The 11,862-nt window shown below is 71.8% G+C and carries 11 protein-coding genes; 6 read left to right on the forward strand and 5 right to left on the reverse strand.

Going from position 1 to position 11,862, the window contains the following annotated elements:
• Positions 1-168: 168 nt before the first annotated feature.
• Positions 169-1,530, forward strand: coding sequence for a peptidase C39 family protein (locus ACFYZA_RS37310; RefSeq protein ID WP_388494803.1), 1,362 nt, complete (start codon positions 169-171; stop codon positions 1,528-1,530).
• Between the two features lie 118 nt (positions 1,531-1,648).
• Positions 1,649-1,813 carry an SCO1431 family membrane protein gene (locus tag ACFYZA_RS37315; RefSeq protein ID WP_388494804.1) on the forward strand — a complete coding sequence of 55 codons (165 nt, stop codon included), beginning with the start codon at positions 1,649-1,651 and terminating at the stop codon, positions 1,811-1,813.
• 16 nt (positions 1,814-1,829) lie between these two features.
• On the opposite strand, the gene ACFYZA_RS37320 is transcribed toward ACFYZA_RS37315, so the two are convergent.
• From ACFYZA_RS37320 to ACFYZA_RS37330, 3 genes are all read right to left on the reverse strand, one after another.
• Positions 1,830-2,711 (reverse strand): hypothetical protein, encoded by an 882-nt coding sequence (locus ACFYZA_RS37320; protein ID WP_388494805.1) that lies wholly within the window; start codon positions 2,709-2,711, stop codon positions 1,830-1,832.
• Entirely contained in the window at positions 2,708-3,673 is a 966-nt protein-coding gene (locus tag ACFYZA_RS37325) for a DUF6114 domain-containing protein (protein ID WP_388494806.1), read from the reverse strand. The genes ACFYZA_RS37320 and ACFYZA_RS37325 overlap by 4 nt, the downstream gene beginning before the upstream one ends.
• Before the next feature lie 254 nt (positions 3,674-3,927).
• Positions 3,928-4,542 (reverse strand): DUF6230 family protein, encoded by a 615-nt coding sequence (locus ACFYZA_RS37330; RefSeq protein WP_382596570.1) that lies wholly within the window; start codon positions 4,540-4,542, stop codon positions 3,928-3,930.
• 111 nt (positions 4,543-4,653) lie between these two features.
• Here ACFYZA_RS37330 and ACFYZA_RS37335 point away from each other — a divergent pair, with 111 nt between their 5' ends.
• The gene (locus ACFYZA_RS37335) at positions 4,654-5,322 is read left to right on the forward strand and encodes a TetR/AcrR family transcriptional regulator (protein WP_388494807.1); all 669 of its coding nucleotides are present in this window, start codon (positions 4,654-4,656) and stop codon (positions 5,320-5,322) included.
• 51 nt (positions 5,323-5,373) lie between these two features.
• On the opposite strand, the gene ACFYZA_RS37340 is transcribed toward ACFYZA_RS37335, so the two are convergent.
• Positions 5,374-6,621 carry a glycoside hydrolase family 18 protein gene (locus ACFYZA_RS37340; protein ID WP_382596566.1) on the reverse strand — a complete coding sequence of 416 codons (1,248 nt, stop codon included), beginning with the start codon at positions 6,619-6,621 and terminating at the stop codon, positions 5,374-5,376.
• A gap of 355 nt (positions 6,622-6,976) precedes the next feature.
• Here ACFYZA_RS37340 and ACFYZA_RS37345 point away from each other — a divergent pair, with 355 nt between their 5' ends.
• The 3 genes from ACFYZA_RS37345 (at position 6,977) to ACFYZA_RS37355 (ending at position 11,187) form a co-directional block, all read left to right on the forward strand.
• Entirely contained in the window at positions 6,977-8,149 is a 1,173-nt protein-coding gene (locus tag ACFYZA_RS37345; RefSeq protein ID WP_382596564.1) for an acyl-CoA dehydrogenase family protein, read from the forward strand.
• 774 nt (positions 8,150-8,923) lie between these two features.
• On the forward strand, positions 8,924-10,045 hold the full coding sequence (locus ACFYZA_RS37350) for a hypothetical protein (protein ID WP_388494808.1): 1,122 nt from the start codon (positions 8,924-8,926) through the stop codon (positions 10,043-10,045).
• 41 nt (positions 10,046-10,086) lie between these two features.
• Positions 10,087-11,187, forward strand: coding sequence for a phosphotransferase family protein (locus ACFYZA_RS37355; protein WP_388494809.1), 1,101 nt, complete (start codon positions 10,087-10,089; stop codon positions 11,185-11,187).
• A 152-nt stretch (positions 11,188-11,339) separates the two neighbouring features.
• On the opposite strand, the gene ACFYZA_RS37360 is transcribed toward ACFYZA_RS37355, so the two are convergent.
• The gene (locus ACFYZA_RS37360) at positions 11,340-11,765 is read right to left on the reverse strand and encodes a hypothetical protein (protein ID WP_382597793.1); all 426 of its coding nucleotides are present in this window, start codon (positions 11,763-11,765) and stop codon (positions 11,340-11,342) included.
• Positions 11,766-11,862: the final 97 nt, after the last annotated feature.

The following is an 11,862-nucleotide window of genomic DNA, read 5'->3' on the forward strand; positions in this document are numbered from 1 at the left end:
CCGCCCGGCCCAGCGCAGGTCATGCCAGTGGTCGAGACCAATATGCCGAGCCGCACATTGTCGGCGGGGCACGCGCCGAATCACTGGCCGAAGGGCCCCCGACCCGAGATAGTTGGCCCGCTGTCGTGCACTCACCACCCCATCCGTGACCGACCGGGGGTCCTCACCGTGACAAGCCCCACCTCCCGCAGAACCGTCCTCGCCGCGGCCGTCGCCGTCGCGGCCGGCGCCGTGACCGCGTCCGCGGGACCGGCGGCCGCGACCGCCGACACCGCCCGACCGAAGCAGGCTCAGCAGCTCGTGGACAACCAGGCCTGGACCTCGGACGCCGACTGGCGCTCCGGCACCGCCCGCGGGGTGCGCGCCGAGGCCGGCCGACGCCCGGGCATCGTCATCGCGCGGCCGGCCGGGACGAGCTCCTACACCGACCCGCACACCCAGCGGACCGCCACCTGGGAGTACGCGAGCTGGACCTCGCCGGTGCACCGCTCCGCCGTGCCCGCGACCGAAGCCGTCGCCCACTGGAACGCACACACCCCGCCCGGCACCTGGATCCAGGTCGAGCTGCTCGGCACCTACACGGACGGCACGGCCACGCCGGCGTACGTCATGGGCCGCTGGACGGCGGGCGACGGGGACACGGACATCCGGCGCACCTCCGTCGACGGCCAGGGCGACGGGAAGAGCTCCATCTCGACGGACACCTTCGCGATCGACACCCCGGCGGGCGGTCCGCGCCTCGCCTCCTACCAGCTGCGGGTCACCCTCTACCGCCGGCCGGGCACCCGGCTCACGCCGACCGTGTGGCGGCTGGGCGCGATGGCGTCCGACGTCCCGGACCGGTTCACCGTGGAGGCCTCGACGCCGGGCTACGCGGGCGAGCTGGCGGTGCCGAGCTACTCGCAAGAGATCCACAAGGGCCAGTACCCGCAGTACGACAACGGCGGCGAGGCCTGGTGCAGCCCCACCTCCTCGCAGATGATCATCGAGCACTGGGGGCGGCGGCCGAGCGCCGCCGACCTCGCCTGGGTGGACCCGTCCTACGCCGACCCGCAGGTGTGCCACGCGGCCCGGGGGACCTACGACTACCAGTACCAGGGCTGCGGCAACTGGCCCTTCAACGCCGCCTACGCCGCCACCTACCGGGACCTGAACGCGGTGGTGACCCGGCTGAGCTCGCTGGGCGACGTGGAGAGGCTGGTCCGGGCCGGCATCCCGGCCATAACGTCCCAGTCGTTCCTCGCGGCCGAACTGACCGGCGCGGGTTACGGCACCTCCGGGCATCTGATGACGGTGATCGGCTTCACCGAGGACGGCGACGTCATCGCCCACGACCCGGCCGCGCCGGACGACGCGGCCGTGCGCCGCGTCTACAAGCGGCGCGAATTCGAGAACGTCTGGCTGCGGACCAAGCGCTACAACGCGAGCGGAAACGTGTCCTCCGGCACAGGCGGCGTCTGCTACCTGTACTGGCCCGCGTCCCCGACGGCCAGCCAGCGCAAGGCCCTCGCGGCCGTCGGCATCCGCTGAGCGGCCCTTCGCGCCCCGGGGCAGTGACGAACGTCTCTACCCCGGGGCGCCGGTCCGATGGCACGGTGGACGGGTCACCGGGGGGACCGTGCACCGCCACACGACCGAGTGAGTTCCCATGACCCTGCCTGCCACCACCCTCGACGACCCCCGCGCCCAGGCCGAGCTGCGCGCCCGCACCGGCGGCCCCAAGGACGTCGGTCCCAAGGTCCTTGAGCACCTCCTGGGCTGGACCCTCGTGGTGGTCATCGCCATGCTGGTCACGCAGACGGGCCTGCTGTAGCCGGCAGCCGTCGGGGCTAGGACGTCAGCTCCAGGCCGAGGTCGGCCTTCCAGTGCCGTTCCGGGACGCCGACCAGGCCGTAGAGCAGCCGCACCGGTGAACGCCGGGCCAGCAGGACGAGGCCCGCCAGGACCGCGAAGAGCGGCAGTCCGAGCGGCCACCCCAGCAGCCGCAGCAGCGCGCTCGCGGCCAGGGCGCCGACGAACGGCAGCCCGTAGACCCCGGCGGCCGCGACGGCCACCGCGAGCACCCGTGGCACCTTGCGGTCCTCGTCCGCGCCCGGCAGCTCCCAGCCCTCCATCAGCCAGCCGATCTCCGTGATCAGCATCGTGCCGATCACGGCGGCCCCGAGGACGAGCAGCGCGAGGAACGTTCCCGACGTCAGGAAGTGCAGCAGGTTGTTGACCACGCTGTCCTTCGGCCAGTCCCGCAGCGCCGTCCGGTTCGTGGTGAGCAGCCGGCGGTAGCCGGTCCCGTCCCAGCCGTGGATCAGCACGCCGAACAGCAGGAAGTGCCCGCCCACGCTCTGCAGGTAAGCCCAGTAGCCGGCCCCCACGAGCACCAGCGACTGCGCCACGAGGAAGCCGAGCAGCGCCGCGACGACGGTGCCGCCCGCGTAGAAGAGCACGAACCCGGCCCAGACGCCGTGGTGGTCGCCGGCCACCTGCATGGTCGCCCACGACGGGTTCTGCCACAGCATGAACAGGCCGGTGGGCACCAGGAGTACGGCCGCGAACAGGACGGTCAGCATCAGATACGGGTTGGCCGCCCGGCTGCGGGTGCGTACGCCCTCCTCGTGCACCGAGCGCTGCCACCACTGGAGTTGGCGGGCCGCCGAGACGGCGAAGGTCGCGCCGGTCGCGTACGCCCAGAAGAGGGCGGCCTGGATCTGGATCACGATGCCCCCAGCGTCAGGCCGTTCGCGACGATCGAGTCCGAGGTGACCAGGGCCTGTTCGGCCGACACGTCGGTCATGTAGACGAACGGGGGCACGATCGGCGGCACCGGCAGCGTGTTGGGGTCGAAGGTGACACAGATCAGCCCTTCGAGGCAGCCGCTGAACTTGGAGAGGTAGAGCGTCACATTGCCCTTCAGGTCCAACGAGCTTGCGCCCAGGGCGAGTTCGTCATGTCCGTCGCGGGTGTTGAGCCGGTAGTCGGTGAGCGAGGCCGAGGTCATCCGCAGGACCATCACCTTGAGAGGGCCGTGTGCGGTCGGCACCGTCGTCACCCCGGCGAGCAGGAAGCCGTGGGGCGAGAAGCGGGTCGTGGTGACCGTGGGCGGCACGGCGGGGGCGGTGATCGGTCCGGAAGCCGGGGTGGCCGCGGGAGCGGCCCCCGGCCCGGCTTCCGGAGCTGCCGCCGGACGTCCGCCGAGTGTGACGAGCAGGGCGACGGGCAGGGCCGCGGCGAGCGTGCGCTGGGTGCGGACGTTCGGCACCCGGGGGCCCGCCTCCTCCTTGGGGGTCCAGCCGAAGCCCATCGCGCTGCCCGTGATGCCGAGCGCCATCCCCACCAGGAACCCGCCCAGGTTGGTCGCCGCGAACGAGAGCACCGACAGGATCAGCGCGTTGACCGACACGTAGTGCCGGGTGTGCGGCAGGAGCCAGAGGAAGAGCCCAGCGGCGACGAGCGCGAGCCCGATGCCGATCGCGGCGATGCCGCCGAGCCCGAGGCTGACCAGGATGGTCAGCGGCGACAGCGGCACCACGAGCAGTTCGACGCCGCCGAGGAGGAGGAAGAGCCCCGCCCAGAACGGCCGGGTCCGCCGCCAGCGCCGCAGCACCCGGCGGGCCTCGGGCAGCGGGAGCCGCTCGTCGAGCCAGGGAAGCCGCACCCGCTCCAGGCCCCCGCCCGGCACGGGCCCGCCCCGCGCGGGGCGGGCCTCCTCATCTGTGCGGGCCCCTTCATCGGTGCGGGGCCCCGTCCCCTCGCCGGTGCGGGGCCCCGCACGCCGGCCGGTCCGGGCGCCGGGAACGAATCCGGCGAGCGGCCCGGCGCCCTCGCCCGGGGCTCCGGGCCCGTCCGGCCGCGGGCCGCCCTGGACCCGGACCGGCGGCCCGGGCGTGGGGGTTCTCGCGCCGGTGCGGGGGATCCTGAGCAGCCCGAGTCGTCTCAGAAGCACTTCTTGCCGCCGATGCTCACATCGACCTTCATCCCCTTCAGCCGGAAGTTGCCGCCGGTCGCCGACCAGGCATGCGACTTCACGCCGTTCACCTCGATGTTCCCGGCCTGCAGGCCGAACTTGCCCGCCTCGCCCTGAACTCCCTTGACGGCATCCAGAGTTGAGGCGTCCCGGCCGATCTCGGCGGTGCCGAACTGGGCGTCGCCGACCAGGTCCTCGCCGTCGATGACCAGGTTGCTCGCGGTCACCTCGCCCGCGTCACCGCCCGCCGTCAGCTTGAAGACCACCGTGCCGACCGGGGTGCCGACCTCGGCTGACTGGCAGATGTCGCTGAGCTTGGCGTCGCCGATGCCGAGCAGCGCCACGGGGTGGCCCTTGCCGTCGACGGACCGGTCGGTCTGCACGAACGAGGAGAGCCCCGAACTGGTCAGCTTCCCCGAGGAGACCTGAAAACTGGTCCCGGAGACCGCGAAGGACGCGGCGAGCGCGCCCTCCGCCATCACATTGGCCATGATCCCGACCGCGACCACCGCGGGCAGGGCGATGACCGCCGTCTTCTTCCAGGCTGTTCTGCCTTCGGCCAACGGCCGTCCGGCTGCGCTCACTTGATCCTCCCGTACGATCCGGCGAACCCTCGAAGGGCGGTGCAGGGGGAGTGCGAATGCAGGTCTGCCATACTGCGGGCATCCTGTGGCAGTTGGAGACTAGGGCCGAATTTGAATAATAGTCAACAGGGCGGTACGACCGAGAGATCCCAGGTCCGTCGCTCCGAACTCATCGCAACTGGCCGGAAGTTGTTCGCCGACACCTCCTACGACGCGCTGTCGATGGACGACATCGCCAAGCAGGCGGGGGTGGCCAAGGGCCTGATCTACTACTACTTCAAGTCCAAACGCGGCTACTACCTGGCCATCGTCGAGGACTCCGTCGCCGACCTGGTGTCCCGCGCGGGCAGCGACACCGACCTGCCCCGCGCCGAGCGCGTCCACCGCACCATCGACGGCTATCTGCGCTACGCCGAGCACCACCAGGCGGCCTACCGGACGATCGTGACGGGCGGCGTGGGCTTCGACACCCAGGTGCAGGCCATCCGGGACGCGGTGCGCGAGGAACTCATCGCCACCATCGCCGAGGGCGCCTACGGCACCCGGGAGGTCCCGGTCCTGGCCCGGCTCGCGCTGCTCGGCTGGCTGGGCAGCGTGGAGAGCGTCACCCTGGACTGGCTGGGCGCCCTGGAGCCGCCCCGCGACACCGTGCGCGAGCTGCTCGTACGGATGCTGCGGCGCACCCTGGACACCATCGAGGAGTTCGAGCCGTCCTGCCCTTCGCCGGAGCCTCCCGAGCCGTCGGAGCCGCCGGGTCCCCCGGGACCGCCCGGGGCATGACGAAGGGGCGGGTGGCCGCCACCGCCCCGCCCCTTCGGCCCAACTCCCGTACTAGCTGATCGACTTGATGAGCTCACCGTTGGTGGTGTCGCCGCTCAGCTCCCACAGGAAGGTTCCGCCGAGACCCTGGTTGTTCTTGTAGGTCATCTTCCCGGCGATGGTGGACGGGGTGTCGTAGCTCCACCAGTTGTTGCCGCAGTACGCGTACGCCGTCCCCGCGACCGTGCCGTTGGCGGGGCACTTGGTCTTGAGCACCTTGTAGTCCTCGATGCCCTGCTCGTACGTGCCGGCCGCGGGTCCGGTCGCCGTGCCGCCCGGCGCCTTCTGCGTCACGCCGGTCCAGCCGCGCCCGTAGAAGCCGATGCCGAGCAGGAGCTTGCCCGACGGGATGCCGAGGCCCTTCAGCTTCGTGATCGCCGCGTCGGTGTTGAAGCCCTGCGTGGGGATCCCGCTGTAGGAGGTCAGCGGGGAGTGCGGGGCGGTCGGGCCCTGGGCGGCCCAGGCGCCGAAGAAGTCGTACGTCATCGGGTTGAACCAGTCGACGTAACTCGCCGCGCCCGCGTAGTCGGTGGCGTCCATCTTGCCGTTCGCCGAGGCGTCGGCGGTGATGGCCGCGGTGACCAGGCTGGAGCCGCCGAACTTCGAACGCAGCGCCGCCAGCAGGTTCTTGAAGGCCTCGCGCCCGCTGGTGTCGCAGGACAGGCCGCAGGCGTTGGGGTACTCCCAGTCGATGTCGATGCCGTCGAAGACATCGGCCCAGCGCGGGTCCTTGACCAGCGAGTAGCAGGAGGAGGCGAACGCGGCCGGGTTCTTCGCGGCCTCCGCGAAGCCGCCCGACCAGGTCCAGCCGCCGAAGGACCAGAGAACCTTGAGCCCGGGGTGCTTCTTCTTGAGCTCGCGCAGCTGGTTGATGCTGCCCGCGACCGGCTGGTCCCACTTGTCGGCGGTGCCGTCCACGCTGGAGGCGGCGTCGTAGGTCTTCTGGTAGTCGGCGTAGGCGTCGCCGATGGCGCACTTGCCGCCGGTGACGTTGCCGAACGCGTAGTTGATGTGCGTCAGCTTCGCGGCCGAGCCGGAGGTCTCGATGTTCTTGACGTGGTAATTGCGCTGGTAGACGCCCCAGTCGGTGAAGTATCCGACGACCTTGGAGCCGGCCGCGGCGGCCTGCGGGGCCGGGGCCTTCTCGGGGGAGGCGTTGGCGCTGCCCGCGCCGCCGAGCAGTGTGACGCCGAGGGCGGCGGTACACGCGGCCGCGAGCAGGGCCTTGAAGTAGGGGCGTGGGGGACGGGGTCCGGGCATCGTGATCTCCTCGTGGGGAGGGGAGAGCGGGGGACTTTCACCGGTGCTTTGACATGAACGCACTAAGGCGCCGGAGGGAACGCTAGAAGGACTAGACCAGTGCGGTCAATGGTTCGGACCAATTCCGGAGTGCTCAATTCCAGCCGCGCGCCCCAAGCCAAGCCCGGGGAAATCGTGATCTTGGAGCCAGTGACGGGACGCGTCCGATCGGGCATACTCACAGCGCCACGGCCGCCCGCCTGCTACTTCCGTGACCCGGGAGGGAAGGTAACGGCCGTAGAGCAGAGTCACCGGCGGCGCCGCCACACCCTGCGCGTGCGTCCGTCGAAGCGCCCGACAGGGAGGAGAGCGCGCCATGCCCGACCGTGCCCCACAGCCGGTGGAACGACAGCTGCCCACCGAAGAGGCCCGGGACCTTGTCACGCTGGTGCGCGACATCGTCCAGCGGGAGATCGCGCCTCGGGCCGCCGAGCAGGAGGACGCCGGGCACTTCCCGCGCGAGGTCTTCACCCTGCTCTCCGAGTCCGGCCTCCTCGGCCTGCCCTACGACTCCGAGTTCGGCGGCGGTGACCAGCCCTACGAGGTCTACCTCCAGGTGCTCGAAGAGCTCGCGGCGGCCCGCCTCACGGTCGGCCTCGGCGTGAGCGTCCACTCGCTGGCCTGCCACGCGCTCGCGGGCTACGGCACCAAGGAGCAGCAGTCCGAGCATCTGCCCGCCATGCTCGGCGGCGGACTGCTCGGCGCGTACTGCCTCTCCGAGCCCGCCTCGGGCTCGGACGCGGCGTCGCTGCGCACCAAGGCGGTGCGGGACGGCGACGACTGGGTCATCACGGGCACCAAGGCGTGGATCACCCACGGCGGGATCGCGGACTTCTACACCGTGCTGGCCCGCACCGGCGGCGAGGGCGCCCGCGGCATCACGGCCTTCCTCGTGCCGGGCGACGCCGAGGGGCTGAGCCCGGCCGCGCCCGAGAAGAAGATGGGCATGAAGGGCTCGCCCACCGCCCAGCTCCACTTCGACGGTGTACGCGTCCCCGACGCGCGCCGCATCGGAGAGGAGGGCCAGGGCTTCGCGATCGCCCTCTCCGCGCTCGACTCTGGCCGGCTCGGCATCGCGGCCTGCGCGATCGGCGTCGCCCAGGCGGCGCTCGACGAGGCACTCGGATACGCCACCGGGCGCCAGCAGTTCGGCCGGCCCATCGCGGACTTCCAGGGCCTGCGGTTCATGCTGGCGGACATGGCGACGCAGATCGAGGCGGGCCGCGCGCTCTACCTGGCCGCGGCCCGGCTGCGCGACGCCGGCCGGCCCTTCTCGCGCCAGGCCGCGATGGCGAAGCTGTTCTGTACGGACGCGGCGATGAAGGTGACCACGGACGCGGTGCAGGTCCTGGGCGGCTACGGCTACACGGCGGACTTCCCCGTCGAGCGGTTCATGCGCGAGGCGAAGGTGCTTCAGATCGTCGAGGGCACCAACCAGATCCAGCGGATGGTCATCGCGCGCCACCTCGCGGGTCCGGAGACCCGCTGACCCCGTGCCCCGGCCACACCGGGGCGGCCGCGATCCGGACCCACTCCTGATCCCGCCGCCCCGGCAGGGTCCGCCCCCGGCTCGCCCAATGCCGCAGCAGGGCCTGGTAGATGGGCGGATCGGCGGGTACGGGGGTGCCGCCCGGCACGAGCCTTCGCCGGCCTCGGCCGGGGGTGTTCGAATAAAGCGAACTCATGACTTGGCCAACGGGACGCGCCGTGCCGGGGTCACCCCCGCCCGGATTCGCCCGTCCGTACGACCCCCTCCAGCTCGGGATCCAGCCACCCCCGGCCCGTCCCCCTCGGCGCAGTTCCCCGCGCCCCTGACCCGTTCTCGTCCTCGCACCGTGCGTGGCTGGTCGCGCAGTTCCCCGCGCCCCTGTAGGTGACCCGGCATCCCCGGTCGCGCCCACCGCGGCGGAGCCGCGCTGATGTCACAGCCCCGCGCCCCGCTGGTGCTGGTCGGCGCCGCCATCTTCAGCCCGCTCCCCGGGCCCCTAAAAGCCCCGGGTGCTGGGGCATCTTCAGCCCGTCATGGGGGTCCCCCCTGGCCCTTAAGGCCTTGGGGGAGTTTGAGGACGAGCGCCGTTCAGGCGCGAACGGGGGTGCAGGGGGCGGAGCCCCCGCAGGGGGTCTGGGGCGCAGCCCCAGGAGCCGAACCATCCAACCCCTTGCACGGGCGGGCGGGTGGGCAACCCCCCCGGCGCCCAGGGTATGGCGAGAGCCAAAGAGCTGACGTACCGTCAGGTGGCCCCGAGCCTACGGAGGTTGCCGAATGCCCCAGGACCGCCCCGCCCCCCTCGACGAGTACCCCATCCACCAGACCCCCCTCTCGATGCGCCACGTCGCGACGGGCGACCGCAACGCCTACGACCGCTGCATCTTCCACGTCTTCGACCACCAGGGCCGGGCCCTGCTCATCGCGGGCCTCGGGGTCTACCCCAACACGGGGGTGATCGACGCCTACGCCACCCTCCGCGTCGGCGACCGACTGCACGCCGTCCGCGCCTCGGACGCCCTCACGGACGACCGTATGAACCTGGCCGTCGGCCCCCTGCGGATCACCGTCGACGCCCCGTTGAACCGCCTCACGCTGCACTGCGCTCCCGATCCGGCCGACCCGAGTTCACTCTCGTACGAAATCGTCTGGAACGCGGACTTCCCCGCCCTGTGGGAACCCCACCACGTGCAGCGCAGCGGCGGGCGGCTGACGCTGGAGGGGCGTCGGTTCGTGCAGGCGGGCCACTGCACCGGGGTCATCCGGGTGGGCGGCGAGGAGATGCCCGTCACGGCGGGGGAGTGGACGGGCACGCGCGACCGCAGCTGGGGGGTGCGGCCGATCCCCGGCGAGGAGGCCGGACGCGGCGCGGAGTACCGGCCGGAGGGCTTCCACTGGCTGTGGGTGCCGGCCCGGTTCGACGACCGGTTCGTCATGGTCATCGCCCAGGAGGACGCCGACGGATACCGCACGCTCAACGAGGCCGCGCTCGTGCGCGAGGGCCATCCCGACGCCCAACTCGGCTGGCCCCAGGCCGACATCACCTACCGACCCGGCACCCGCCACCCCGAGCGAGCCGTCATCCACCTCACCGACCAGTCCCGCAAACCCCTCGAACTCGGCGTCGAGATCCTCGCCTCCTCACCGCTCGCGGTCGGCGCCGGATACCCGCCCGCCGACGGCTGGCAGCACGGCACCTGGCAGGGCCGGGGCTGGACCGACCGGCAGGTCTACGACCTGTCCGACCCGGCCGCCCATCCGATGGCCGCGTACGGCGTCACCGACCACGCGGCCCGCTTCACCCTCGACGGGCAGACCGGCTACGGGATCTTCGAGCACGGCAGCTTCGGCCGGCACGACCCGAGCGGCTTCACGGACTACTCCTCCGTAGCCCCCTGACCAGCCACCCACTTGTCGTTCGTCGTGAAGGGAGCACCGCCTTGGCCACCGCGCCACGCCCCCGCACCTCCACCCGTGACCCCGAGGACGTCGGCCGCCGCCTCACCGCCTGGCTGGACGTCCGACTGCCCGGCGCCCGGGTCGCCGACATCCGGGTGCCGTCCTCCAACGGCATGTCCAGCGAGACCCTGCTCTTCGACATCGAGCACCCCGACACCCCCGTCCGCGCCTGCGCCCTGCGGCTCGCCGCCGACCCGGCGGCGTACACCGTGTTCCCGGTGTACGACATGGCCCGCCAGCACCGCGTGATGCGTCTGGTCGCCGAACACACCGACGTGCCCGTGCCACGGGTGCGCTGGCTGGAGGAGGACCCGGCACCGCTCGGCGCGCCGTTCTTCGTGATGGACCGGGCCGAGGGGCGCGTACCGCCGGACGTCATGCCCTATACGTACGAGGGCAATTGGCTGCACGAGGCCGACGACGCCGAGCGTGCCCGCCTCCAGGAGGGCACCGTGTCCGTCCTCGCCCGGCTGCACGGCCAAGTCCCGCCGGGGGAGGCCGAGTTCCTGCTGCCACCGGAATTCCCCAAGGGGTCCGCCCTGAGCCGTCATGTCGCGTCTCAACGCGCCTACTACGAATGGGTGGTTGACGGAGTCCCGCGTTCGCCCCTGATAGAGGCCGCCTTCGACTGGCTCGACGCGCACTGGCCCGAGGACGAGGGCCCCGACGTCCTCAACTGGGGCGACGCCCGCATCGGCAACATCGTCTACGACGGCTTCGAACCGGCGGCCGTCCTCGACTGGGAGATGGCCGCCTGCGGCCCCCGCGAACTCGACCTCGGCTGGACCGTCTACCTGCACCGGTTCTTCCAGGACCTGACGGTGGGTTTCGGCCAGCGCGGCCTGCCGGACTTCCTACGGCGCGCGGACATCGAGCGTCGCTACGCCGAACTCACCGGACACACCCCGCGCGACATGGAGTTCCACACCCTGTACGCCGCGCTGCGGCACGCCGTGGTCATGCTGCGGATCGCCTACCGGCAGGTGCACTTCGGCGAGGTCGATCCGCCGCAGGACCCGGACGCGCTGATTCTGCACCGGGCCACACTGGATGCCATGGTGCGTCGTACGTACTGGAGTTGAGGCGGAAGGGACGCCTTACGCGCCGGAGTTGAGGCGGAAGGGCCTTCGTACGTGCCGGTGTTGAGTCAGAAGGGCCGTCGCACGTACCGGAGTTGAGGCGGAAGGGCCGGACGCTCCCGGTGGCGTCCGGCCCGCACTGCGAGCCCGTGCCGTCAGGCGGCGCGGCGCATCTGCGGCATGCGCAACGGGCGCGAGCCCGGGCCGCCGACGTGCGAGAACGGCTGGGTGCGCCAGTCGAGCCCCTGAGGGAGCGTCAACAGCAGCGCGGTGTCCTGCTCCTGGATCTCCAGCGTCTCGTCGGCCGCCTTCGCCGCCGTGGCGGGGCGCCCGGTCCCGGCGCACACGGTGAGCACGAACGGATTCCACGGGCTGGGGCACAGCGCGTGCTCGGGCAGCTCGTCCTCGTCGGCGAGCAGCGCGATCGGCTGGGCGCAGTCCGGGCAGATGACCCGGTACATCTCGAAGGTGTCGTACGCGTCGAGCGAGTCCTCGTCGTCGTCGACGAGGTCGGCGATATCGACGGGCTCCGGTTCGCCGCGTTCGCGTTCCGTACGTCCGGTGCGCTTGGGATTCTGCATTGGGACACTCCCCCTCGGGTGGGCCGGCATTGCGCCGCGGCCGCGACCAAAGCAAGCACTTCCCGCCAAGCCGTGGCGATAACCACCTGGCCCCCGT

Origin of the sequence: Streptomyces sp. NPDC001828 (genome assembly GCF_042892175.1) — a bacterium.
GTDB lineage: Bacteria > Actinomycetota > Actinomycetes > Streptomycetales > Streptomycetaceae > Streptomyces.